The sequence below is a fragment of the Bacteroidia bacterium genome (assembly GCA_040880525.1).
GTDB lineage: Bacteria > Bacteroidota > Bacteroidia > CAILMK01 > JBBDIG01 > JBBDIG01.
In genome coordinates this window covers 23956-49688 of the sequence record JBBDIG010000055.1, presented here as the reverse complement: position 1 = coordinate 49688, position 25733 = coordinate 23956, and the positions used below count along the sequence as shown (strand labels likewise).

Below are 25733 nucleotides of genomic sequence, written 5' to 3'. Positions count from 1 at the left end.
GTTTAACCTTTAATAATTTGAATTTTTCCGAAAGATGAATTTACTTTAAATAGCGGCAGCGATTGATTTGGCTGAAAATACACCCTGGAATTTTCATTGCCATCAATTACGCTTAAAGGAGCAGGCACTTCAATTTCTCCATGAGCGGAAGTTAATTCAATTGATTGCTGGGTGAGCTTAATGCCGCTAAGTGTTACGTCCCCGTTTTGCACCTCTATATTCCCGGTTATTGTACCGGCAGACTGAATGTCAATATCAGAATTCTCACCTGAAAAGTCTATGTTTCCTGTAAGCAGGGTAGCCCGGACATCACTGTTGCTTCCACGGATGTCAATGTTCCGGCAGTGCTTTATTTTCAGTTCAGTGAAAGTAACGTCAATAGATATGGGGCCGCTACAGTTTTCCACATTCAGCAAGCCATATTCTGATGAAATGCCCAAAGCACCCGATAAATTAGTAATGGCAGTGCTACCAAAATAGTTGTATAGGTTGATGGCCATACCTGATGGAACTTTTATTAAAAGCTCAGCCTGTAGGTTGGAATTTACCTGGGTTATCTTTTTTGGAATGGCAAAATAGTTATCAATGTAAATAGTACCCTTCCGCTCCTGAACTGTGTAGCGCATATAATCAAGTTCCGTTTCCCCGGTTACTTTATCTGTATGGCGCGCTGTAAACTTTACCTGCAAAACGACTTCATTATGGGGATGTGATTCAACGGTGATCCGGGCTTTCTCCCCTTTTATTTCAAGGTTGTCACCTTCCTTTACAGAAATGGTGCGTTCATATTGCCGGGTAATCACCTGCGTCTGCTGCTGAGAAAATACATTCGCAGTACCCAATAAGAATAGTAGAAAAAATAAAAGCGTTTTCATTTTCAGCTTTATTTCATGGTTATGACTAATAGCTCGCGGGTAATTTTGGCTTCCTGCTTTTTGAATTTTAATAGCTTACGGTTAAGATCAGGATCATTGGGGAATGTAGCCAGGATTCCTTCCGTTCTTTCAATAGCATCACCGGTTTGCGTTAATGCCGACCTCAATTGAGTAAACTCTTCACTTTCGCAATTACTTTCAAAGGATTGGCAAAGGTCCCGCAAATATTCGCGTGCCTTTTGCGTGGAAGAAAAATCCAGGTCCCAGTCTTTAGCAACGTCAGTATATTCTACTGAATAATTTACCGTTACTTTTTCCGCCCCGGTTTTTTCCATATTAAAAACTATGCTCAGTCCGGCCAGGAGCAGGATGGCCGCAGCAATTCCGGTATAGTAGCGATACATGGGAATCCTTTTCCCCGGAAGGGCTTTTTCAATATGTTGCCATGCAGTTTCGGAGGGCTCATGCTGCGGCAACTTCATGAGCGGCATGCGGAGGCACTCCTGCTCATCCAGCCGCTGCGCTATTCCTGGCCATGAATCGGCCTCTGGAGATCGGTCCGGGAGCTTTTTAATTGCTTTTTTTAATTCTTTATCATTATGCATAAATATGCTTCAATTTTTCACATAAAAGCTTTTTGGCGTAGTGCAGTTGCGATTTTGAAGTGCCAATTCCAATGCCCAGCATTTCCGCTACCTCTTTGTGCGAATATTCTTCAACTTCAATTAACAGGAACACAACCCGGCATTTTTCCGGTAGCAAGGTAATGGCCTTTTCCAGGATTTCTCCGTCAATATCATTGGGCCATTGGGGTGCTTCAAATTCCACAGCATAGTCAATATCTATAGTTTGAGACGTCAGATCCAGTTGTTTAATCGCGGACCTGATGATGATCGTTTTTATCCAACTCCCCAGCGTTCCTCTGCCGGAAAATGAACGGATGCTTTTGAATACATTGATAAAACCTTCCTGCAAAGCATCATGCGCATCATCTGTATTCCCCAGCATTTGGTAGCAAATGGTGTACATAGCACGTTTATATTTTTCAAACAGGGTTTTCTGAGCAAGCCTGTCGTTTTCCACGCAGCTCTTGATCAATGCCTGTTCTTCCCTGTTTATTTTCTGAGACGTCATCTGATCCATTCACTCTAAAGTGCGGCATATTACAGAAAAGGTTGGAAAGCCCCCGGAATTTTTTAAAATCAAACTACTTTTCAGATTTTGTCAAACCATTCGGGAAGGATGCTTACTTCCTCTATTAATTCCGTTTTCACTCCAAGATTAAATTCCTTAAGTTTATCACAAAGTTGCTCTCCATCAATGAGATCAATTGGCGGAGCTCCGTCTCTTGTTCCTTCTTTTATTGCTTCTCTTGTAAAATTTCCGGTTGAAATAAACAATCCCTTATCTGCCCGTCCTTGCATTGCACCTCTGAAATCCCGGACATCACCAGAGCCTACGGAACCTTTGTACCTTTTGCACTGAAAGAAAATGTGAAAATTTAAAAAACCGTTTATTCTAACAATTCCTCTCCCATCTATTCCTCCATCTCCAGTTTTGCCTGTTACTTCAACTTGGATAAATCCACTTTCTCTTAAAAGTCGTTGACATAAACGCTCGAAAGCTGAAGGGTCAATTTTCAAAAGGACAGAAATTAGGTTTTCTTTCCAATCTATTTCTTCTTCAATTTCGTCTGATACTTCCTTCTCATTAAGAAGATTCTGATCTACTGACTTTCCAGGTTTTGGATTGCGGACTTTCTCTCTTACCGAGCGGACAATTTTATCCGGATCTAATCTGGAAGTTTCAATCTCATTATCAACTAATGCCCAAACACCACGAGAAGAGTTTTCTAGTAGTCCGTATTTCTTTAAATATGTTCTTGCCCAGGCCAAACGATATTCAACTTTGGATTGTACTCCGTTTTCATCATGAGGGATTTCCAGTATGTCTTCTGTATAGCCAGCAACTTCATATACCTTTTCGTTGATTTCCTCAATTGAACCTGAACCTCCAAGTCTTTTTAATGCTTCCAAAACAGGGATCAGCATTTGGCTATGGGCAGGTACTTTATCATGTATGTTTTTTCTTGCCATCAGTTTTTGTTTTCAGTAAATGCCAGGGAAACGGTTGTGCTAAATGGAAGTGCTGCATTCTTCTATTTTTGCCCTTTCAAATATTTTAAGTTTTCATTATGTACAGATATTTGCCGCTGGTGCTTCTGCTATTATTTTCCTGCAAACTTGCGCAAAAATCGCCAGCCGTGCAGGATCAATCCACTGCACCTGCCGTTGCTCCTCTTGAGCATAAGGCGCTGGCTGTACTTTTTGTGCAGCGATCAGCAGAATATAGGGCGCTGGTTTACCAGACCTACTTTCTGGCCGAAATGCGACTGCGGGAAATCCGGGCTCGGAAACCGGAGCAGAAACTGGCGGTAGTCGTGGATATTGATGAAACGCTCCTTGATAATAGTCCGTATGGTGCGTGGCAGGTGCTGAATAATCAGCCATATACGTTCGAAAGCTGGAAGCGCTGGACTGATCTGGCCGCAGCGGATACAGTGCCGGGAGCACTGCGCTTTCTTCAGGTGGCAGATTCCCTGGAGTATGCCGTCTTTTATATCTCTAACCGGAAGCAGGAGGAGTTGCAGGCAACTATGAAGAATTTACAGCGATTCGATTTCCCGGCAGTAAATGAAGAACGTGTGTTGCTGCGGACGACAACTTCCGGAAAGGAGCCGAGGCGGGAAAAGGTAAGGAGACAGGGATATGAGATCGCTATGATGGCCGGAGATAACCTCAATGACTTCCTGGAGGATTTTGAAAAGAAAACGCGGGAAGAACGGAATGCTAAAGTGGACAGCGTTCGAAATGCTTTCGGAAACCGTCTTATCGTTTTGCCTAATCCGGTTTATGGCGAGTGGGAAAATGCCATGTATCGCTATCAATTTGATCTTTCTCCCGCCATGCAGGATTCGGTGAGACGGAGCTTATTGAAAGGCTTTTGACCTGCCGGGCTGAAGATACATAATACCGGCAATGTTCATAATTTTCTGCTTCGGCTGTGCTGAACTTAGGGAAGTAGTAGTAAATTTAGCGCGTGATTCAAAGATTCCATCAGTAAAATCCATTTGTATTATGTGGAAAAGATTTAACGGAGAGCAACTGAAAGGTTCTATTTTATCAGAAGTGGATGAAGTGATCAGGCGCGAGCGTGAAAATGGGTATAAGCTGAAAGTATGCATTGGCACAGATTCCCAAAGACGCAACAACATCCTTGAGTTTGCCACAGTCATCGTATTTGTACGCGAAAAGCATGGCGGCTTCATGTTCATCCACAAGGATAAGATGCGTAACCGGATGTCCATCAAAGAGCGGATGCTGATGGAGGTGAGCAAATCTATTGAGATCGCCTATGAACTTTGCCCCTTGCTCGACAAGCACAAGGTTGACCTTGAGGTACACGCAGACATCAACACAAGTCCGCAGTTCAAGAGTAACTCCGCCCTCAGCGAAGCAATGGGATACATCCTTAGCATGGGTTTTATCTTCAAAGCCAAGCCCGAAGCTTTTGCCAGTACCAGTTGTGCCAATAAAATGGTGAATTGAAGCAGCCGGATCACCGGGAAAGTGAAAGCGTTCTGAAGTCAACCGAATTCCCACATTATTTTGTGCAGGATTGAGGCTGCTGAATATTTACCTTTCGTGAAAATTATTAAATGAAACTAATCTTCATGTCAACAATTATTTGCCTGGCGATTTCCTTCGGATATGCCCAGGAAACAGGCACAGAAATTCTGGAGAAGTCACCTAAAGCAGATATTTCTGTGGAGAACGGAAGAGCTATTTTAGAGAGGGCACAAAAGGCTTGCATTGCTGTGGAAAACGGCAGGTATACGCTTCGGCACCAGCAGAAATACTTCAGCCGTAATGATACGAACCTCAACCATTTTAAAGTCAGTTTTAAAAGAGATACCGCACTGGAATATGGTATGGTAGCCAGAATGTGTTCACCTAGTATTCGGATAGCTCTGAAGATTGTGCTAGCCTTCCGGTCCATTAACCCCTGCATTTAATATTAATATTAAAAATGGAAACTAAAAGAATTGACAACGAGCATATCAGCATCTGGATTGAAGACGATATTGTATTCGTGCTGTTCCGGCCCAAAGTTCATTACGATCTTGCTTTGGCCAGAAAAGTAGTAGCTGAGCGCCTGCAGGTTACCGGCAACAGAAGGCTTTGCATGATTGGTGACCTCACGGAAATGGATCCGGCCACCAAAGAAGCCCGTGCCTATTTCTCCTCAGAAGAAGCCACAAAAAATATTATTTCCGGGGCCTTTATCACACCATCCAAGTTTATTGAGATCGCGACCAACTTATGGCTTTCATTCAACAAGCCGGCAGTACCAGTGAGGCTATTCACAGATAAAGAAAAGGCCATTGAATGGGTGAAGTCCTATTGCTGATTATTTTTCTTTTACGGTTTAGATTTTAAGTTTTAAAATAATAAAATTTAAATACAAAATCAATTTATTCGTGGAAAAAATAAAAAAACAATTAAAGCCGAAATTAGAATTATAATCAAATTATTATGGCAATCTCCAACTACCGGAAACTATACTTCGCTTTAATCCTCTTTGTTTTCAGCTTTGTTGTGTCAGAAAAAGTTCTGGCTAAATCCAGTTCTGCCTGTATTATTGGAGATTACCCCCCATTTACAGGAATATCACTATACCTTATTCATAGCCAGGATTACGAGTACAATAGAAATGTGTGCTGCATATTGGATTCCACTGAAATTGATAGTCAAGGCCAGTTTATTTTTGAGATAAATTCTATTAAACCGGAGTACTACCAAATCCTGAATAAGAGTACTGGAAAGATTTTCTTCAGCTTTGATATATATTTAAAGCCGGGTGATACTTTAGTTATTAAATTTAGAATAGAAAATTCAATTTCCAATTTATCAATTGATGGAAATGCTGCGGGGAACTATGCTTTCCTTGAAAAATACTGGGCTTTACAGTATAAATATAATCGTGACATAGATTGTAATGCTCTTGAAATTGATGAGTTTAAGCAATGTATACAAAATTGGAAAAGCGAGGTGACACTTCAGATTGATAAGAATTTACCGCCTTCTAAAGAATATGAGCAATATATACGGCAACTAATACATTATCAGGAGGCTACAAATTATTTAAAGTATCTGTCCCTTCATGACAGGAAAAGCGATGATTTTGGTGGCTATTTGATTCCGGGGGATGAATATTATTCGTTTATTGCCCCCAATGACTTATCAAACCCTCCTTATAGCTTTATGCCACGGTATCAGGATTATATCAGGTTCTATTTGGATGACAGAGTTAAAAGGAAAATTGCCAGAATACAGAGCCCTGTGAGGGATGAAGATTATTTGAGCATAATAGCGGAGGTAGCGAAACATTCATTTTCGGGTGAAGCAAGGGACATAGCAATAAATATTGCCGCCTTAAAATTTCCTTTGTTCCTGAACGATGAAGCACTTGAAATACTTGAAGACCTATCTGATTTTTACAGCAATAATTTCAGCAATCATAAGAATTATGAAAAGTTTAAAATATTCAGTGATTATCTCATGTCTCTTAAATCCGGTTCCCTAGCTCCTAAATTGAATTTACCGGATGCGTATGGAAATTCTGTTGACCTTGCTGATTTTAAAGGGAAAGTGGTCTATTTGAATTTTTGGGGTACCTGGTGTCAGCCATGCCTGGATGCTATTCCGGAAAAGGACGCACTGATAAGGAGGTATGAAGGGAAAGATGTGGTCTTTATAAATATTGCTCTGGAGACTGGAGATAAAGAAATACAGATTTGGAAGAATTTCCTGTTAAGGCAAGATAAAGGTTGCCTGCACAAAAGGATACATCAGGAAACGCACTGTTACCAAGAGAAATACACCTTGTTGCAGAAGGACAATTTTCCAACAAAGAAATCCAGCCTTTTGCAGTTTATAGGGCTCCGACTTATATGCTGATTGATAAGGAAGGAAAGATCGCCTTTAGCAGGGCAATGAATCCAAGTGAAGTCTTTAAACAAATAGATATTCTATTAGAATAAAAAATGGTTAGAGGTAAGATTGGTCATAATGTTCAATAGGATTTATGGTCCAGGAGTTTCCACTAATCTCGCAGCAAGGGGTACGTGACGCTGGTGGAGCAGGGGAGTGCCTTGGGGGAGAAAATTGTACCCTATCTGATCAGCATAATTGTCCCTTCAAAACGCTCAACATTGTCATTCAGGCTGCGGATGGTGACCACATACATGTATACGCCCTCCGTTACCGGTTTTCCTTTATACAGGCCATTCCACCTTTCTGAGCCGGTTGCCTCAAATATTCTTTCTCCCCAGCGATTGTAGATCTCCATGCTGAAGCTTTTGATAAACATGCCTTCCGGACCCCACGTATCATTGAGGCCAAAGGATAGGCTGGGAGAAAATGTATTCGGAATATGCACTACCGGTTCCTGATGCAGGCAGAGTACGGTAGAGAATGAACTGTTGCTGCCATCGTCATTAGGAACTGCCTCTATCTGGTAGCAGTAATCCAGCACAAAATCAGAGAGATCACCATCGGTGTAGTTCAATTCATTGCCGGGAACAGCACCTATATCTGTCCAGGGAAGATCGTCCTCTGAGCGGATTATCCTGAATTCCTCTGTTCCGCCAGGCCAGTCGAAATAGTCGTCCCATTGCAGGTGGTTTACCAGCGCTCCCGGTGCTCCACGCAAAATGATAATGCAGCCCAGGTTGCTGCTCACGCTTTGATTGTCGCAGTAGTCGTTCGCCCTGATATCATAGCAAATGGTGGATTCGCCAATTTCAAAATTGTCAACAAAGGAGGTATCGTCAGCAGAAGCTGTTGTGTGCAGAAGTATCATATCCGGCTGGCCCTGTATCCTGCGGTAAATGCTATAATTCTTCGCATCGAAATTATTGCTGCGCTTCCAGGTGAGCGTAATTTCGTCATTGGGCGAGGTTACAGAGGCTGCCTTCAGATAAATGGGCCGCGGAGCCGTTACATCTGTGGGTTTCGCTGAGTCCACATTCGATTCCGAGAAAATGGTGGTATCCACATTTGAAATGGCCCGGATGGTATATGAATAATAATTGATGCACAGCACGCTGGTATCTGTAAAATTAAAGGTTGCGTTATCAAATTTCCGGTAAAGGCTGCCATCACGCCACAACTGGTATTCGCGCACCGCAAAGCCCTGATAGCTGTTCCAGGCAAGGTTCACGCGCTCATTGCCTGCATTGGCCTCAAGCACAATGGTTCGGTGGACGTCAGACAAGGTTCGGCTCGTATTGTGGCAGCTATCCTCCACTTCTATTGCATAGTAATAAATTTCTCCATCGGTATTCAATCCTGTTTCTACATAAAAAGTATCAGGATGGTAAGCCTGCGCCATCGTCCACGGAGCCGCACCGGTAGGGCTGCGGTAAATGTTGTAGCCACCCACATCTGCCGAAACCGATGGATTCCATTCCAGGCGCACTTCTCCGCTCGCAGTTCCTGACGCGTTCACGGTGGCGCGTACCATCATTGTGGCATCAGGGGTATCGGTTTCAAAACTCATCACGCTATCCTGGTTCGAGAATGAAAAGTAGTTTCCGGAAAAATCATACGCCACAATCCGGTAGGTATAAACTGTGTCGCATTTAGTCAGGCTATCAGTAAATGCCAGAACACCGCTCGTTACCGTATCCAGCGGAATCCAGTGGGTGGCAGCCGTTCTGCGCTCTATTCCATATTCCCAGCCGGTCCAGCCCTTGTAGGCACTCCAGTTCAGCAGGTTGGCGCCATTCACTGCCTGAACCTGAAGGTGTATCACAGTGTGCGTATCAGCAGGAGCAGCCTCATTTCCGCAGCTATCCAGCGATCCTAAGAAATAACTGTAGGTGTTATTTTCTGTATCTAAATTTAAATCTGAATATGTAATAATGGCAGTACTACTGGTATCATGCAAAGTATCCACAGGCAAATAAGCTCCGCCATTTTCTGAACGGTGAATTGCATAGCCACTGCGGGTATTTTTGGTAGCAGGAACAAATTCCAGCACGATCTCCCCGGTTGCCGGGTCTGTAACATATACTGAGGCGTACAGAATATCAGCAGGTGCAGGAGGAATAGTGTCAAATGCAGTAACTGTAAGCGTATCGGAGAATGAATGAAAAGCTGCTCCGGCCGGATGCAAAGCCCTGATCCGGTAGCTGTAAGTCTCAAGGCAATGCACTGAGGAATCCGTATAACCGGAATCAGAAGCAGGCAGCATTGCGAGGGTGGAGAATGGCTGGCCCAAAGGTGCTCGCTCAAGCTCGTACATTGCGGGTACAAACCCCTGATATTGCCGCCAGTTAAGTTCAACGGCCAGGTTTTGATTATTCGCTTCCAGTTGTACCGGGCGGTGAATGATGGATAATGCCCCGATCGTGTCGCACCGGTTATAAGCTGCTATGGAATAAAAGTTCAGGCCTGTTTCTGTGTTTATGCCCGTTTGCGTATAGCGGTCAATATTCAAATTGTTCTCATCATGGATCAGGGAAAACGTCCCGGCATTGCCACTGGTGGAATGATAGAGCTGGTAACCTTTCGTCAGCGTATCAGCAGGAGCAGCAGGTTGCCACTGTACTTCAATTTCTCCGGAAGCCAGGCCGGTGGCCAATACTGAGGTACTGATGAGCGCTGCAGTATCCGGAAGCGGAAAGAGAATCGGTTCCATGCAGAATGTGTCCGAAGCGCTGCTATAGCCGCTCTCAGGATCAAGCGCTTCTATTCTGTAGCAGTAAGTATTGTTTAAAGAAACTGATGAATCGGTATATGTATTTATTGAATTGGGAACTACATCTATAAAGTTGAAATTGATGCCATCATCACTTCTGTAAATATTATAGAAGTCCACATCCTCAGGAAGTTCTACATAAAAATTCCAATCCAGCTTTATTAGTGGGACGCACTCTTGCGAGGTGAGCGTTGCAAGCATGGTATTATCGGTGTCAGATGGGGCAGAACGGTTAGCCGCATTGCAACTATCTATCGCGACCACATAGTATCGGTAAACGTTTGTTTGCGCTGTCAATGGTGAATCCACCAATACGGAATCATATTCCACCGTATTAATTAAACTGAAAGTACCGCCATTGATGCTACGGAAGATGTCAAAGAACTTCACATCTGAATCCGGGTCATAATCCCATTCCAGCTTCACAGAATGATCCGGCTGAACAGTGACATAGCGAAGGCCAGGTACACCGGGAGGAATCGTATCGAAAGGCGTTACTGTTTCATAGTTGGAAAATGCGGTATCGTTTCCATTTATAATGGCAATACGATAGGTATAAGGCACGTTGCAGGCTACCAATGAATCAGTGAATCCGGATCCGGGATTTGTGGCAAGGTCAATCCAGACTGTACCATCCTGGCGCTGCACAACATAATCAGGGTTTGAAAAGCCGGTATAGGAATTCCAGTTGAGCTCTGACCGCAATTGGCGGGGCTGGCCGGTAAGCATTACCGTGCAATGCGTATCAGTAAGAAGGGAAAGGTTTCTGGCGCAACTATCGGCTGCAATCAGATAATAGCAGTAGTTATTGGCGCTGCCATCTGCGCCTGTATGCAAGTATTGAAGGGGATTTGCCAGTTGGTGGGAAACCGAATCATGCAGCACAAACGATCCGCCATTGGTGGAAACATATATGAGGTACCAATCCACATCCGTAACCTGCGATGTATCAAATACCACCTCCACCTCATTTGATGGCAAAACAGACGCTTTCCGCACATTGGGCACATCAGGCCCAACGGTGTCAAATGGGGTGAGCGCAATACTGTCAGAAATGCTGAAGTAAGGGCTGCCGGCCTCTTGGGCAGTGATGCGATAATACTGGGTTCGATTGCAAGGCAATGAATCATCCGTATAAAGCAAAGATGACGAAGCGACAGAATCCAGCAATTGCCAGTTCAAGTTTTCATAGCGATAAATGTAATATTTAGAAATGCCGGAGAACCCGGTGTAAGCACTCCAGTTCAGCCGGGTTTCGAGATTACCGGCAACACCCTGAAGCTGGATGGTGCGATGGATTTCGCTGCTGTCAGACCGGTTGGGGCCGCAGCTATCAATGGCGATCACCCGGAAATAGTAAATGGAATCCAGCGTGTTCAGCCCTGTCAGCGTCAATACTGTATCATCTGGTACTGAGGCATAAAATTGCCAGGGCGTGTTTTCTGATTTGATAAAAACATCATAGAGCCGCACGTCTGCATCGCTTTGTGCCCATTGCAGTTCAACTGAAGAACTGCTTATGACTGTAGCGAATTTCACAGCAGGGGCGGCCGGTTTTATCGTATCGAATGGTATGAGTGCGATGCTGTCAGAAAAGCTGAAGCGCGAGCCACCTGTTTCCTTTGTCAGGATTTTGTAGTGGTGCAGATTATTGCAGGGCAGCGGCTGGTGGCGGTAAGTGGTATCGCCTTGCGGAAGTATGGCAAGTGTGTCGTAGGCATTTCCATTAAAATGCAATACATAATAATTGAAGCTGGGGTAACCGAAAAAGGGAAACCAATCCAGCCGGGTAGCGAGGTTCTCGTCCTGTCCCTGCAACTGAACCGGACAGAAAATATTGGATGCAGTTGAATTGAGGCAGGAATCGAGGATTGTTACCTGATAGCAGTAGCGATCAGTGAGGGTATTGGTAGTATCGAAGTAGCTATGCTGATCATTTGGAAACGTGAAATTTACCACACCTATATTTTGGAAAGGCCCGCCATTCGTACTTCTGCGGATGTCGTAAAGATAATTGTCAAGCGAATCGGATCCGTCAAAATCCAGTTGAATTACGTTTCCATTTAAAACCGAAACATTGGTAATCTTCGGGGCGTCAGAAGGAATGGTGTCTATAGCCTGATTCTCCACCGTGTCGCTCAGGCTGAAAGCGCCAGCGCCATCTGTTGCCAGCACCCGGTAGGTGATCTTGAGGTTGCAGGGCGCAGGAAATTTATGCCATGTGGTGATATTTCCGTTTACCGAGTCCACAGTTTGAAAAGTACCGGAAAGCAATTGCTGGATATAATATTGGCTGACGTTCCAACCTTCGTAGGGCGTCCAGTTCAGGTCGTGCTCCAATTGCCCGATCGCGAAATCGAGATCCATCGTTTTATGAATCTCACTGCTGTCACTTTCATTTTCACAACTATCCACATTCACCAGGTAATAATAATGTTCACCTGTTTTTGTATTTAAATTTTCATGTAAAAAAGAAGTCTGCGAAATCGGGATGCTGTCTTTAAGAATTGCAAAAGGCAGGGTTCCGGTAGTGCTGTAATAGAGCCGCTGAAATTCAATTTTCTCTGCAATGGCTTGCGGTTCCCAGTTAATCTCAATTTCTCCTGTGCTCGTACTGGTCACCGTTTTTGTGACCATTATGGTGTGCGGAACATCGGCTTCAAAGGGCGACTCACATGATTGGTTGGAAAATGAAAATTCCCCTCCGGATCCGGTTTCTGTTGCCTTTATCCTGTAGCAATATCGGGATGGATAATGTGCAGGCGTATCTGTAAATGTGGTTGTGGTGCTATTTACGGTTGCAAGCAGGGTTTCACTGCCACCATCTTTGCTTCTTAATATTTCATAATTCGAAACGCCTGCACTCCAGCCAACGTAATGGTTCCAGGTCAGCACAACCTTTTGCTCGCAGCCCAGCGTGTCCGTCTGCAAAACCACGGAACAGTGCGAATCAGAAAGATCACTTATATTATCAGAACATGAATCCAGTGCTGCTACGGCATAGCACCAACTACCATTTATCACGGATGAAGGTGTATCAATATAGCTGCTCACCAATCCCACCGTGTCATGAATGGAAAAGCTTCCACCAGCAGGCATCCTGTAAACAATATAGCGATCAATATCAGGCGAATTGCTATGATTCCAGGTGAGATCAATTACCTGGTTGTTCCGCACACTCACAGATCTCATTTCAGGTGCAGCGGGCGCAATCGTATCGAATGGCGTCAGATACAGTGTATCAGAATAGGAAAAAGTATTTGCGCCCAGCTCGTTTGCTCTTACTCGGTAGCGCTGCTCTATATAGCAAGGCAGTGGAGTATCCACAAAGTGCGTATCAGTGGGTGGAATGCTGGCAATGCTGATCCAGGTGCTGCCATTCCACCGTTCCAGATCGTAATCATCTATGTTGAATCCAACATACGGATGCCATTGAATGTGGTTCGACTGGTTGCCTGCCTGTCCCTGCAATTCCATAGCACAAAGCGTCTCTGATGGAGCAGAATAATTTGGCCCACAGGAATCAAGAGCCTGCACATAATAGCAGAAACGATGGCTACCGGGATCTATTCCCGAATGCACAAAAACCTGGGTATCGTTTGTTTGGCGCGGATGCAAGCCGGCAGAAAGAAATGTGCTGCCATCCTGCGAATAAAAAATCTCATATTCTTTCACATCATTATCCGCCACTCTCAGGAATTCTACATGGATCGCGGAATTTGCCTCTACGGTTACGCGATGCATTTTAGGTATGGCCGGTGGCACGGTGTCAAAGGGTGTAACCCTGATTGTGTCGCTGTAGCTGATGCTGTCAGTAGCACGATTGAGCAAGGCTTTGATCCTGTAAAAAAGCGGCACGTTGCAGCGGGCGCCCAGCAGATCATTGAATGAAGTATCTGAAGCAGTTAAAGAATCACGCTGCCGCCATGTGCTGCCGTCCCACCGTTCCAGGATGTAAGCAGCTACCGGAAATCCGCTGTAAGGATGCCAGTTGAGATGCGCTCGTCTTTGGCCGCCCGCACCCTCCAGTTGCACCACGCAATGCGTATCAGAAGGCAAACTGAAATTGCCGCAACTATCAAGGCTTTGGATATAATAACAGTAGCGATCAGTCGTAGCAGAAACCGGAACGTGCTGATAAACCTGCTTTGAGAAAGAAGTGATGTCAAGCGTATCCACCGCAGAAAAAACACCTCCATTTACCGAAGCAAAAATGAGCAGTCTGGCATCTGCATCGGGAGATGGGGTGAATGTAAGGTTTATGGTATCGGCAGCCACTGTGCTTGCCACCCGGAGCTCCGGAATCGCAGGCGCAACAGAATCCGCCATTTCGGCTGCCACAGCATTCGATAGCATGTCGCAACTGAAGGATGAATCTCTTGCCCTGATCCGGTATTCTGCTTCAAGGTTGCAGTTGGAGAGCAAATAGGAAGTGTCTGAGGTAGAATCAATAGCAGTATAGCCATTTCCGGTATCCTGCATTATAGTGTAATTGCCAAAGTTGCTTTGCACGCTCGTCCAGCTTAGCAGCGACTGCGTTGCATTTATTTTAGATACTGAAAGAATTAAGGTGCCAAGCGTGTCGGATGGCAAACCTTCAGTTTCGCAGAGGTTTGAGGATTTGATAAGGTATTCATATTGTTGGCTGAGCGCATCCGTAATTCCGAAGTCGGTCCAGGTTGTGGTAAGATGGCTATAAATCGATTCCACCATGTAGAAGGAGCCGCTGGATCCTGGCCTGCGGTAAATGTTGTACCGCACAAATGCCGTATCGCTTCCCACCGTATCCCAGTTAAGCTGAATGGTGCTGGCCGTAAGGCTGTTGACGCATTTTAGTCTTGGTGGCTTCAGAATTGGCGGGGGCGTCACATAAATGCTGTAAGCCTTCTGCACCTGGTTGCATCCCTGGTCAGACAGGTTGAAGTTGACAACATGGGGCGAGGAATAGGTAATGTGGTCGCAGGTTGGAGTCCAGCAGAATTGCTGCGAAACCTCGAACGAGTCTAATGTATCAGGGAAGTAGGCGTGTGGGGGTGGGATCAGCGAACCGGGCGAACCCATAATACCGCCAACTGCAGACAGATAAACCGTATCGCTTCCGGTAGAAGTGGGTGTAGTATCTTTTCCGGAAACCGTAAAACAGATGGTATCTCCCGGATCGAGCCTGCGGGAGTAGCCCTGCGTATCGGCTACAAAATTGGGCGGAGCATTGGAGGGGCAAACTCCGGTTATAAACTGCAGATCCCTTCTGATTTCGCCAAGGTATGTAACGGCCTTTGTGATGGGATCTACCCGGTATTCTTTTACCGTAACAGCCAAAACATAGTTCCCGCTGGCGTTGGGTTCAGCGGTAATGTCACCGGTAATAGGATTTATAGTAACATCTGGCGTGGCTGCGCCAAAAGTCTTGGGTGCAGAATAACCAGACTGATATACTACCTGGCTGAAAGGAGGAACCGTGGGGGTAGGAGCTGCAATTCCACAAGCCGGAGGGGAATAAGGCGTATCAATTGAAAACACCAGTGAATCACCATCCGGATCATACACATTGTTGTTAAAAGTACTTCGTTTATTTACGCATATATAGGGAATCGGAACCGTAAGAAATTGGGGGGAGGAATTCCGAAATGAGCGGGGTGGCACAAATGCATACCATACCATTCCAAAAGGATATTTAGGAAATAGAAAACAGGAACCTGTGCAGTTGCTATTATTAGTAGTATTCACGCATCGCCTCAGGTTGGTTATATTCTCATTTCGCTCATTACGCATGTAAGAAATATGGTATCCCTGCGAATCGTTGCCCAACTGAATGGTATCTATATATTCTCCTTTTTCGATGCAGATGCCAGTGGGGTTCGCGCAATTTGGAATTTCCGCATCTACAAAGCTGCTGTTGCTGAGCAGAACATATCTGCTGCTAAAACTGCTGGTATTTGATGCCGCAAAAATCCGGTAAGCGATGCTGTCGTCTAAGGGAGCCGTGCTTCCAACGCAATCACGGTAAACGAGGAATTTGATCTCATAAGTGTTTCCACTGAGATGGCGGTAGGTGAGATCACCTCCCTTCAGGTGAGTGGCATAACCGGTTGTTGCCGTACTAAGCAGAATAATTAAAAGAATAAATGAGAAAATATATTTCATTGGCCGTGATCGTGAATCTCAAATTAGAAGATTAATAAGGCCAGGATGTGTTAAACCGCAACATTATCAACAATCAATTTTAATAATAATTCCGAAGGGATCCGGAAAGGTTCGCAATTTAGAGCTTGCTAAATCCAGAAAGACGACAGAATGGGCAGGAATATTACTTGCTCATTCACCCATAAAAACATAGCTGACAATATTGGCCCCCATTTGCAGCGCTTTTTGCCTTACCTCTTCAGGATCGTCATGCACATCAGGATCTTCCCAGCCATCCCCTAGATCTGACTGATAGGAGTATAGCAACACCAGCCTTCCCTCATGGATGATACCGAAAGCCTGGGCAGGTTTTTCATCATGCTGGTGAATCTTTGGTAATCCGTTTTGAAAGGTATATTTCTGATGAAAAACAGGATGATTGGAAGGGAGTTCAATGAGTTCATGGTTCGGAAATACCTTCTTCAATTCCGTTCGGATAAAAACATCCATACCATAATTATCGTCAATGTGCAGGAATCCACCACCAGTGAGGTAATTCCGCAGGTTCTCGGCTTCGGCATCAGAAAAAACCACATTTCCATGGCCGGTCATATGAATAAACGGGTAATTGAAAATGTCCCGGTTTCCGGCTTCCACTGTAACTTCACGAGGTGCTATGCCGGTACCAAGATTTTCATTGCAAAAACTGATAAGATTCGGCAATGAGGTAGGGTTTGCATACCAGTCCCCCCCGCCACTATACTGAAGCCGGGCTATGCTTACACTGCTGTTCTGGGCATTGATGACAGCACTTGTGCCGGTAAAGAAAAGAAGGAAAAGGAACAATAAGAACCGGGTATATTTCATGATCAATATTAAATCTTGAGAAGCCAGCGGTAGCAGGCAATGTTAATGCCTCGGGCAGGGTGAGGAGAATGGGTGAATTTTTATCCTGACTTTTATCGCATTTTTAGTTTTATAAAAATTTAGTCTTGTTATAATATTTAAACCATTTGGCTATCTTCGGTGCATGCAAAACAAAAGAGGCAGCCTGCAAAGGCCGCCTCTTCTAAGTGCAAAGGAGAAAAGTGGGGTCTATTCAATCACAATCTTCTGAACATAGGATGCACTGTTGCCGCTGGTGGATTTTAACACTTCGACATAATAAAATCCCCGGGGCAACGCAGTTGCATCCAGGGTGAGGGATTGCACGGATGCTGGTTGTGCATTCAGTCCCCGTAGCAATACTACCTGCCCAACACTATTCAGCAAGCGGATTTGCAAGTTTCCTCCTTCGGCACTTTTGTGATTGATATTAATTATTCCGTTTGATGGATTAGGATAAATATCCAAAACCTGCGGCTCATACGCCAGGTGGCTTTTGAATATTCCTGTTACCGTAGTAGTGTTCACAAATATTTCCAATCCGGTTTCTTCTTCATTATCCTGGCTCAGATCCACAATCATAGGATCCGTGGTTTTACCAGGAATTTCGGGCCATACTTTATAGCTCATTAAAGGAATATTATCGAACTCGAATTTTCCGGTGGCATCAGTCCAGGTAGATGTGATGGCTTTGTTATTCATATCCAGCAGAAGTACCGATACACCTTCAAGAGGATCGCCAGGTCCGGCTTTTTTATTTGCGCCTTGAGTAACATTTCCACCAATAAACCCAGGCCCTCCGGGATTGGTTCCCTTCAGCAGGTATACAAAAGCATCCGTAAACCAGTTATTCCCGATTTCTATAGAATAAGCCATATTCCAAAACAGGCTCGTATCCATATAAGTGGGCATGTAATCATTGTAATGGCTTGACTGGCTTGTCAGCGCAGCTTTTATCAGGTATTCGCCAGGGGCGATATTATCGAAATAAAACATGCTGTTGGAATCAATGGCTACCGTGTCAACTGCGGTCAGCGTATTCTGCGTGCTGTCAAACTGGATGAGATAGGCAACGCCATGATCAATATTGGTCTGGCCCTGATCTATAAAGTAAACCGTGCCGAGGATATGATCCGGCATGGCAGGAATCACCACCTGCTTTATAAGCGAATCGGTGCATCCGAGTGAATCCCGGAGGAAAAGGCTAACGCTATACGTTCCTGCAGCCGCGTAAGAATGGCCTGGGGCATTGCTTGTGGATGTGTTGCCATCGCCAAAATCCCAGAAATAAGTAGAGTAAAAGCCGGAGGATTTGTTCGCGAAGTGTACCTGATTGCCATACTGGTTAAAATCAAAGTCCGCCTCGCAAGCCTGCGCTTTTGATCCGTTCAAGGTAAAAAAGAATCCGGCTGCTAACAGCAGAATCATTTTAAAAGAAAATCGTCTGATGTGTAAATGTGTCATGATAATATGTTTTTTAATGTTGGCTCAAAAGTATCAGGGATAAAAGCCGGGGCAAACCGCGATTGGTAGATTTCTTACGTATCTATAATTATATATTTCGAAAATATGTGTTCTGAAAAACCGGTAATCAGGAAATAAGTTTAAAAATAATCCAATAATTTCTTACCTGCCTATATTCTAAAATTTCAGATTACTAATTTTGATTTCTCTTCCGTTCAAATTCTTTCCTATTGAAAATTAAACTGTTACTGAACTTACAACTCCGTCCTTCCCAGTTCATTTTTCATTCTCCAGCCAGTTCTCTAAACCTTTTGCAAAACTACGGTCATTGCCGAGGCGGGGGGGTTTATTCTGGCCACCGAGCCTGCCAAGACTTGCCATGTATTGGGAAAATCCCTGACGTTGCACCCGCCTGATCATAAGCGGCTGAAGGATATGGCCGCGGACGAGGTCGTCATAGTAGATGTTTTTTTGCCTCAACTTATTATCAAGCAGCAACCGGAAATCCAGGAGATTCTCCGGTTCTTTCTCAAATTCTATAAACCATTCGTGGTAAGGACTGCTCTCATCCGGGGGAGTAATTTGCGGAGCAACCGTGAATTCATTGACCAGCGCGCCCATTTCCCTGGCGGCTTCGGCAAGCACACTTTCCACCTCCTCTGCAATTACGTGCTCACCAAACGCTGAGATGAAATGCTTGGTGCGGCCCGATACCACCAGACGGTAGGGATCTTTGCTGGTAAATTTTACCGTATCTCCAATATCATAGCCCCAAAGACCGGCATTCGTGTTCAGGATCAGTGCATAGTTTTTATTTAATTCCACATCCCGGATCGTTACGCGTTCAGGATTTTCCTTTCCCGATTCCTCTGCCGGAATGAATTCGAAGAAAATGCCTTTGTTGAGAATAAGCAGCAAACCCTTCTCATCCAGCGAATCCTGAAAAGCGATAAACCCCTCTGAAGCAGGAAAGGTCTCGATAGTATCTGTTTCTCTGCCCATGCTTTCCATCATCCTTTCCCGGTATGGCTGGAAGTTTACACCGCCATGTACCAGCAATTGCAGGTTTGGAAACAGCTCACCCACTTTCTTTCCGGTGCGCTCCTGCAGCCGGTCAAAATACATTTGCATCCAGGGAGGAATACCGCTGATGAGCCGCATATCCTCTTTCATGGTTTCCTCCACGATCCTGTCCAGCTTCTGCTCCCAGTCCTCAATACAATTGGTTTCGTAACCCGGCATCTGGTTTCCTTTGAGCACCTGCGGCACATGATGATTCACGATTCCACTGAGCCGGCCGGTTTTAATTCCGCCTGTTTCACCAAGTACTGGGCTGCCCGAAAGAAAAATCATTTTGCCGTCAAAAAAACTGCTGTTGCCGGTTTTCAGCGCATACATCAGCAAAGCATTCCTTGCGGAATCAATGTGGTTGCTGATGGAATCTTTCGTGATGGGAATATATTTCACACCGGAGGTGGTGCCTGAAGTTTTGGCAAAATAGATAGGACGCCCAGGCCACAGCACATCGCGTTCGCCTTCAATGATCCTGTCTATAAAAGGCCGGAGCCCTTCATAATCGCGAATGGGAACCTGCTTCTTAAAATCCTCATAACTTTTTACCCTGGCCAGCCCGTGTTCCCTGGCAAAGGCGGTTTCACGGCTTTGAGAAAGCAAGTTCCGGAACTGCGCTTCCTGCGTCTGCAAAGGATGACTGCTCCACCTCTTTATATCGCGTGCAAAAACGGCTGCAAGTGCTTTCGCGGCTGCTCCTTTTATTCCCATTAAATCGCTTCTTTGCTGTTCATTTCCTGTTGCAGACGGTTCTTGCTGAACCGGACTTTCCAAAGGCCACGAATATCACCTGCCTTAAACCCGGTTGCACGGTCAGTCGGATACATCAATTCAATGGTCATCAGGTCCAGTTCAGCAATATCCTGCTCCTTCACTCCGTGGCAGTTCAGGCACATTTGCTGGGTTATGATCGGATGATAATATGTGAAGGCATCGGTTTCCTCCTTTAATGCAGGTACTTCTTCTCCCGTTTTCAGTTGAGACTGTAGGATGGAGATCAGCTCCTTTTCATGGCCGCTCGCTTCGTTATCCGGGTTGCGGGGTTTATGGCTGACGCGTGAAATTTGTGCCTCATATTTCTGCGCTAATGGCTGGTGCAGCGTTTCTGCCGCCTCAAAGCAATGAACAAGCGCTTGTTCCACACCACCTTCCTCCATCGCTCCTTGCAGATTGGAGCGCAATATTCCGGCAGCCTCCATGGCAACCTTTTCTCCGAACGCAGCAGCGGCTTTGTCAACCTCTGTACCTGTTGCAAGGTTGCCGCCCATCCGTTCTTTTAGGGAATCCAGCCGCGTTTTGGGCCGGTCAGCTTCCGTGATTTTCTCCTCTTCATTTTCCTTAGGTGCCGAATCGCACGCACCAAGCGCCAGTGCAGAAAGCAGGATCAAGAATGAAATACGTTTCATGGTGTTCTTTTTATAATAAAATTGAGTTTTAAAAGTAAATCCCATCATTAACATTTTGTTTTAAGCCTGAATTTATCGGAATCGAGGTACGTATTTAGGGTTGGTTTTAAATAAATGGTTGAAAAAACAGTTTATGAGCCCCGCTATTTTAATGTTAACTAAAGCCAAAATATTAAGGGCTTCGTACGGACTGTCTGTTATTTTTATTCCAGCTCACCAGAAACACGCCACCCATAATCAGTGCTGCATAAAGCAAATGCCGGGGATAAAGGTTGTAATCAGCAAATACCACCGCGATCAAAGTTGCAAAAACAGGCTGCAGGTAAATGTAGGAACCCACCACTGACGATTTCACAAACTTTAAGGCCCATGCATTAAGCAGGTAAGCAATGAAGGTTGTGCCCAGCACCACAAATGCTATTTGTGCCCAATGTATGGGTTCCATCTGTGTCCATTTAGCATCCAAAACCTGATTCAGGCCGAAAGGAAGGACCATCAAAGCACCGAAGGTGAAAGTCCAGCGAATGACGGTAAACGGATGATATTTCACCATCATCGGACGAATAAGCACCAGATATATGGCGTAGGATGATGCATTGAACAGTATCAGCAAATCGCCCCACCAGGTGGAAGTATCAAACGATAAGGATGGGCCGGCAATGAGCAGTGCCGCTCCTGACAAACCCAGGAGAACGCCCGCCAGCTTTCTCCACCGGAACTGCTCCTCTTTCAGTAGCGTACCTGCCGTCAACACAATGACCGGAGTTAGCGTCATAATGAGCGAGGCATTGATAGGCGTTGTATGATTGAGGCCATTGAAGAACATGAGCATGTTGGCTGCAACGCCAAAAAATGCACACATTGCCAGGTATGCATAGTCTTTCAGCCCGCGAATTTTTTCCTTTACAAAAATGATCTGTATGAGCGTGAGCATCAGCAGGGCCACCCACACGCGAACCATGATAAAACCGGAAGGCTGAATAAAAGCAGGCATCACCTCTTTTGCCACCGTATAATTGCCTCCATAAATCAGCGACACCCCTATCATGGAGAGATGCACCAGCAGCCATAAACTCTTCTTCGACATAGCCGGCAAAGGTACTTCTACAGCTGCAGGCAGCCTTACCTTTGTGCGCTATGTTTCTGCATTCCCTCCACCTGGATAGCTTTAAAAATTTCCCGAAGGCACGGATAAAATTCCGGCAGCGATTCGTGGTATTTTGGGGTGATAATGGTGCCGGGAAAACCAACCTCCTTGATGCGATCCATTATCTCTCTACCGGAAAAAGCTACTTTAATTATATAGATGCCCAAAACATTCAGCACGGGGAAAAATATTTTATGGTAGAAGGAGAATTGAAGCGGTTGGAAGAAAATGATACGGTGCTGATAGGGCAAGTGCGCGGACGGAAAAAGGTGATAAAGAAAAATCAGGTGGCGGTGCCTCGAATGACGGAACATTATGGCAGGTATCCGGTGGTGATGGTAACGCCTTATGACGTAGATCTGATTACGGGCGGTAGCGAGACCCGCAGAAAATTTATGGATGCTGCGATTTCGCAGGACGATAAGGCTTACATGCAGTTATTGAGTCAGTATGAACGGGCGCTTCAACAACGCAATGCCTTGCTGAAGGATGCTGAAGAAATAGGTCGTCTAAACCGTGAATTGCTGGGGATCTATGATCAGAAACTGCATGAAACCGGAAGTTTGATCTATGAAGTCCGTAGCCGGTTTATTGCTGAGTTTTTACCTTATTTCAGGGAATATGTGAAAGCGATTACCCAAGGCCGGGAAGATGTATCTCTGACGTATCAGTCGCGCCTGCACGAGATGCCGCTGCTGGAGCGGCTGAAAAAGAATCTTCAGCGCGACCTGGCTTTGCAGCGCACTTCCAGCGGAATCCATAAAGACGACCTGGAGTTTACGATTGGAGACCATCCCCTGAAAAAGTTCGGCAGCCAGGGTCAGCAAAAGAGCTACTTGCTGGCGCTGAAGCTGGCGGAATTCAGCTACATAAAAGACCGCAAAGGCTTTCCCCCTCTACTTCTGCTGGACGACCTCTTTGACCGGCTGGACCGGCACCGGGTGCGGCAGCTCATCAGTCTGCTATTTCACCTGGATTACGGGCAGGTGTTCATTACCGATACATCGCTGGCCAGGGTTGAGGAGTACATTCTGCCCGTAGCAAAGGAAGTGGACCTATATCACGTGGTAAAAGGCAGCGTAGCCGAGCAAAGCGCTCACATTTAAAAGCATAAAAAAGCCAGTGACTATTCACAACTTGCTGTTTCAGTTTTTAAAATTATTCAAACCATGAAAAATTTAATTTGGATACTTTCCCTGTTGATGATTATTACAATCTCATGCGGCTCACCTGATTCTGGCGAACAGCGGTCTTCGGAGGATACGGAGGCAGAGAAAAAGAAGGAAAGGAGCCCGAAGAAAGCCCGGTTTGAAATCAGTACAGAAGGCTGGAATGAATATGAGAACCAAGCGTTTGGACTGCGGCTGGTATATCCAAAAGTCTGGAAGGTGATGGAAGACTCCACCACTTTTCCAAATGCAATCATTAATATTTATTCCTCCAGAAGTGAGACCATAATAGAATTGCCCCTGAACGTTCATGCCCCGGCCGGGGCCACTTATGTGGGCATATTCCCGGAAGGTTATGGAACCGAGCTTCCGCGCGGAACGATAAAGAGCCTGCAGGATTGGGACGGGGAAGCTCCCGTAAATTTCTCTTTAAACTTAAAAGAATCAAAAGTGCTGTTGCTGGAAAATGACCGCCAGTGGGCATATTTTCTCAAACCTGCAAAACTACCTTCAGGTTGGAATGAACAGGGATTCATCTTCGCACAAATAGCCGTGGACAGTTTTGAGGCAAAATGTATAGACGGAGTAAGTGGTGCTGAAAAGACATTAGATGAATGTGATGAGATGCAAGGCGATATTTACAGGCGGCATGGAAAATTGCATCGCATGTACCGCATGATCGTTCCTGGAATTTTGCGCTCCATCCATTTTACGGAGGCAGGAAGCATGAAAGGAGCGGGGGCAGAGTAAAAATCCTCCCGGCTTACATTAGAGCGATGTAATCTCCTGTTTTAGTAAATTAATTACTCCTCCGGCCAGGATTACATTCTTTTGCCGTTCACTTAATGAATGTTTCATTTTGCACATGATGTTCTTTCCTTTAACGCTGAGGATGATTTCCTTGTCATTCTTAATGGAGTCGTGTAAGCCATGCAGGACCAGGATGTCTCCCTGTTCAAGTTTGTCATAGTCGTCCGGGTCAGCAAATTCCAGCGGGAGAATTGCAAAATTCACCATGTTCTGCCATCCGATGCGCGCGTAGCTTTTTGCAATGGTAACGGCCTGACCCAGATACCGGGGCGCGATGGCTGCATGTTCGCGGCTGCTTCCCTGGGCGTAATTTTCACCGGCCACTACCGTAAATGCAGAAAATCTTTCCTTCGCTTCCAAAGCTTTCTCATAAAACTGCTGATCTATCTGGAAGTATGAATATTTGCTGATTTCAGGGATATTGCTTCGAAGAGGCAGAACTTGCGAACCGGCAGGCATGATCTCATCTGTGGAAATATTATCACTCATTTTTAGCAATACGGGCACTTCCAATGCATCTGCCAGGGGGGCAAATTCCGGTAAACTCTGAATGTTTGGACCTTTCACCAGTTCCACGTGACTGCTGTCTTCTGGCGGTTCTACCAGCAACTCGTTATTAATGATGATACGATCCGGCTCCACAAACTGCGGATAGCGCATTCCATAAATCTGTTCGAGGTCGCGTGGATCGGTGATCTTGCCGGTCAGCGCAGAGGCGGCAGCCGTTTCGGGGCTGCACAGGTAAACGGCATCTTCACGAGTTCCGCTGCGCCCAGGGAAATTGCGCGGCATCGTTCGCAGGCTGATGCGCCCGCTGGCCGGTGCTTGCCCCATTCCAATGCAGCCAAGACATCCGGCTTGGTGAAATCGCGCTCCGGCATGAATGAGGCTGGCAAAACTGTCTGTGGTTGAGAGATTTTCGATCAACTGCCGGCTTGTAGGATTGATGTCGAATGAAACGTCATTCTGCGTGGTTTTCCCTTTCACGATCTGGCCTGCCATCCAGAAATCGCGCAAGCCTGGATTTGCAGATGATCCTATGACTGCCTGGCTGATACTGCGTCCTTCTACTTCCCTGACTTTTTTCACGTTGCCAGGGCTTCCCGGAAGAGCGATCATGGGTTCCAGTTTGTTCAGGTCCAGTTCATCATTTATATCGTAGCCGGCACCTTCATCGGCCACCAGGTGTATCCAGTCCTGCTCACGGTGTTCACTTTTCAGGAATCGCTTTACTTCATCATCGCTTGGGAAAACGGTGGATGTAGCGCCCATCTCTGTTCCCATATTAGCGATAACATGGCGATCCATGCAGCTCAGGCTATTGAGACCCGGGCCGTAATATTCGATTACCATGCCCCGCGCTCCTTTTACATCATACCGCCTGAGCATCTCCAGCACCACATCTTTTGCGCTTACCCAATCCGGTAGTTTACCTGTCAGCTTCACACCCAGGACTTTTGGCATTTTCATGTAGAGCGGTTTACCTGCGATGGCAAAGGCTACATCAAGTCCGCCAGCACCCAATGCCAGCATTCCAATTGCCCCGGCTGCCGGAGTGTGGCTGTCGCTGCCCGCCATCGTCCGGCCAGGTTTCCCGAAGCGTTCCTGATGTACCGGATGGCTTACTCCATTGCCGGGCCGGCTGTACCAGATTCCAAAACGGCTCGCTGCGCTCATCAGAAAAAGGTGATCATCCGCATTCTTATAGTCGGTTTGCAGCAGGTTGTGATCTACATATTGCACGGATACTTCTGTTTTGGCGCGATCAAGGCCCATAGCTTCCAATTCCAGCATTACCATTGTTCCGGTGGCATCCTGGGTCAGGGTTTGGTCTATCCGCAGCCCGATTTCATTTCCGGGAGTCATGGTACCGTCAACGAGGTGGTCTCGGATCAACTTCTGTGTTACATTCAAGGGCATAACAATTTATTTTTTTGGATTGAAATGATGAAACGGC

At 45.6% G+C, this 25733-nt stretch carries 18 protein-coding genes; 7 read left to right on the top strand and 11 right to left on the bottom strand.

The genetic code is table 11. The features are described 5' to 3' along the window. Positions 1–2: 2 nt before the first annotated feature. From WD077_15215 to WD077_15200, 4 genes are all read right to left on the bottom strand, one after another. Positions 3–875 (bottom strand): DUF4097 family beta strand repeat-containing protein, encoded by an 873-nt coding sequence (locus WD077_15215; GenBank protein MEX0968580.1) that lies wholly within the window; start codon positions 873–875, stop codon positions 3–5. An 8-nt stretch (positions 876–883) separates the two neighbouring features. Then, positions 884–1480, bottom strand: coding sequence for a hypothetical protein (locus WD077_15210; GenBank protein MEX0968579.1), 597 nt, complete (start codon positions 1478–1480; stop codon positions 884–886). Then, on the bottom strand, positions 1473–2018 hold the full coding sequence (locus WD077_15205; GenBank protein MEX0968578.1) for an RNA polymerase sigma factor: 546 nt from the start codon (positions 2016–2018) through the stop codon (positions 1473–1475). The genes WD077_15210 and WD077_15205 overlap by 8 nt, the downstream gene beginning before the upstream one ends. A 71-nt stretch (positions 2019–2089) precedes the next feature. After that, the gene (locus tag WD077_15200) at positions 2090–2971 is read right to left on the bottom strand and encodes a restriction endonuclease (protein ID MEX0968577.1); all 882 of its coding nucleotides are present in this window, start codon (positions 2969–2971) and stop codon (positions 2090–2092) included. Positions 2972–3069: 98 nt separating this feature from the next. Here WD077_15200 and WD077_15195 point away from each other — a divergent pair, with 98 nt between their 5' ends. The 5 genes from WD077_15195 (at position 3070) to WD077_15175 (ending at position 6895) form a co-directional block, all read left to right on the top strand. Further along, on the top strand, positions 3070–3882 hold the full coding sequence (locus WD077_15195; GenBank protein ID MEX0968576.1) for a 5'-nucleotidase, lipoprotein e(P4) family: 813 nt from the start codon (positions 3070–3072) through the stop codon (positions 3880–3882). A gap of 127 nt (positions 3883–4009) precedes the next feature. Continuing rightward, on the top strand, positions 4010–4483 hold the full coding sequence (locus WD077_15190; protein ID MEX0968575.1) for a ribonuclease H-like YkuK family protein: 474 nt from the start codon (positions 4010–4012) through the stop codon (positions 4481–4483). A 110-nt stretch (positions 4484–4593) separates the two neighbouring features. Then, positions 4594–4950: a hypothetical protein gene (locus WD077_15185; GenBank protein ID MEX0968574.1), complete on the top strand. Its 357-nt coding sequence runs from the start codon at positions 4594–4596 to the stop codon at positions 4948–4950. A 14-nt stretch (positions 4951–4964) separates the two neighbouring features. After that, the gene (locus WD077_15180) at positions 4965–5345 is read left to right on the top strand and encodes a hypothetical protein (protein ID MEX0968573.1); all 381 of its coding nucleotides are present in this window, start codon (positions 4965–4967) and stop codon (positions 5343–5345) included. A gap of 125 nt (positions 5346–5470) precedes the next feature. Then, entirely contained in the window at positions 5471–6895 is a 1425-nt protein-coding gene (locus tag WD077_15175) for a TlpA disulfide reductase family protein (protein ID MEX0968572.1), read from the top strand. Between the two features lie 214 nt (positions 6896–7109). Here WD077_15175 and WD077_15170 read toward each other — a convergent pair whose 3' ends face one another. The 6 genes from WD077_15170 to WD077_15145 all read right to left on the bottom strand — a co-directional run bounded on the left by WD077_15170 (position 7110) and on the right by WD077_15145 (position 21737). Next, positions 7110–15845 (bottom strand): fibronectin type III domain-containing protein, encoded by an 8736-nt coding sequence (locus tag WD077_15170; protein MEX0968571.1) that lies wholly within the window; start codon positions 15843–15845, stop codon positions 7110–7112. A 171-nt stretch (positions 15846–16016) separates the two neighbouring features. After that, complete coding sequence (locus WD077_15165; protein ID MEX0968570.1) at positions 16017–16691, bottom strand: DUF4159 domain-containing protein; 675 nt, start codon at positions 16689–16691, stop codon at positions 16017–16019. Positions 16692–16919: 228 nt separating this feature from the next. Beyond that, positions 16920–18173 (bottom strand): PKD domain-containing protein, encoded by a 1254-nt coding sequence (locus tag WD077_15160; GenBank protein MEX0968569.1) that lies wholly within the window; start codon positions 18171–18173, stop codon positions 16920–16922. Between the two features lie 276 nt (positions 18174–18449). Then, complete coding sequence (locus WD077_15155; protein ID MEX0968568.1) at positions 18450–19955, bottom strand: GH3 auxin-responsive promoter family protein; 1506 nt, start codon at positions 19953–19955, stop codon at positions 18450–18452. After that, a complete protein-coding gene (locus WD077_15150; GenBank protein ID MEX0968567.1) occupies positions 19955–20650 on the bottom strand; it encodes a DUF3365 domain-containing protein in 696 nt (231 codons plus the stop codon). The genes WD077_15155 and WD077_15150 overlap by 1 nt, the downstream gene beginning before the upstream one ends. Positions 20651–20822: 172 nt before the next feature. Further along, complete coding sequence (locus WD077_15145; protein ID MEX0968566.1) at positions 20823–21737, bottom strand: DMT family transporter; 915 nt, start codon at positions 21735–21737, stop codon at positions 20823–20825. Positions 21738–21787: 50 nt separating this feature from the next. Between WD077_15145 and recF the strand changes: the two genes are divergently transcribed. Together recF and WD077_15135 are read left to right on the top strand one after the other, a co-directional pair. Continuing rightward, positions 21788–22903 carry a DNA replication and repair protein RecF gene (gene recF / locus WD077_15140; protein MEX0968565.1) on the top strand — a complete coding sequence of 372 codons (1116 nt, stop codon included), beginning with the start codon at positions 21788–21790 and terminating at the stop codon, positions 22901–22903. A gap of 63 nt (positions 22904–22966) precedes the next feature. After that, a complete protein-coding gene (locus WD077_15135) occupies positions 22967–23716 on the top strand; it encodes a hypothetical protein (GenBank protein MEX0968564.1) in 750 nt (249 codons plus the stop codon). Positions 23717–23734: 18 nt separating this feature from the next. Here the strand turns inward: WD077_15135 and WD077_15130 are convergent, their stop codons facing one another. Then, positions 23735–25696: an aconitate hydratase gene (locus WD077_15130; protein ID MEX0968563.1), complete on the bottom strand. Its 1962-nt coding sequence runs from the start codon at positions 25694–25696 to the stop codon at positions 23735–23737. Positions 25697–25733 lie beyond the last annotated feature (37 nt).

Coding starts and splice junctions, on each gene's coding strand:
- WD077_15150 (MEX0968567.1), bottom strand. CDS start 20,650: ATGAAACGTATTTCATTCTTGATCCTGCTTTCTGCACTGGCGCTTGGT.
- WD077_15195 (MEX0968576.1), top strand. CDS start 3,070: ATGTACAGATATTTGCCGCTGGTGCTTCTGCTATTATTTTCCTGCAAA.
- WD077_15145 (MEX0968566.1), bottom strand. CDS start 21,737: ATGTCGAAGAAGAGTTTATGGCTGCTGGTGCATCTCTCCATGATAGGG.
- recF (MEX0968565.1), top strand. CDS start 21,788: ATGTTTCTGCATTCCCTCCACCTGGATAGCTTTAAAAATTTCCCGAAG.
- WD077_15180 (MEX0968573.1), top strand. CDS start 4,965: ATGGAAACTAAAAGAATTGACAACGAGCATATCAGCATCTGGATTGAA.
- WD077_15160 (MEX0968569.1), bottom strand. CDS start 18,173: ATGACACATTTACACATCAGACGATTTTCTTTTAAAATGATTCTGCTG.
- WD077_15130 (MEX0968563.1), bottom strand. CDS start 25,696: ATGCCCTTGAATGTAACACAGAAGTTGATCCGAGACCACCTCGTTGAC.
- WD077_15170 (MEX0968571.1), bottom strand. CDS start 15,845: ATGAAATATATTTTCTCATTTATTCTTTTAATTATTCTGCTTAGTACG.
- WD077_15175 (MEX0968572.1), top strand. CDS start 5,471: ATGGCAATCTCCAACTACCGGAAACTATACTTCGCTTTAATCCTCTTT.
- WD077_15185 (MEX0968574.1), top strand. CDS start 4,594: ATGAAACTAATCTTCATGTCAACAATTATTTGCCTGGCGATTTCCTTC.
- WD077_15135 (MEX0968564.1), top strand. CDS start 22,967: ATGAAAAATTTAATTTGGATACTTTCCCTGTTGATGATTATTACAATC.
- WD077_15165 (MEX0968570.1), bottom strand. CDS start 16,691: ATGAAATATACCCGGTTCTTATTGTTCCTTTTCCTTCTTTTCTTTACC.
- WD077_15210 (MEX0968579.1), bottom strand. CDS start 1,480: ATGCATAATGATAAAGAATTAAAAAAAGCAATTAAAAAGCTCCCGGAC.
- WD077_15155 (MEX0968568.1), bottom strand. CDS start 19,955: ATGGGAATAAAAGGAGCAGCCGCGAAAGCACTTGCAGCCGTTTTTGCA.
- WD077_15205 (MEX0968578.1), bottom strand. CDS start 2,018: ATGGATCAGATGACGTCTCAGAAAATAAACAGGGAAGAACAGGCATTG.
- WD077_15215 (MEX0968580.1), bottom strand. CDS start 875: ATGAAAACGCTTTTATTTTTTCTACTATTCTTATTGGGTACTGCGAAT.
- WD077_15200 (MEX0968577.1), bottom strand. CDS start 2,971: ATGGCAAGAAAAAACATACATGATAAAGTACCTGCCCATAGCCAAATG.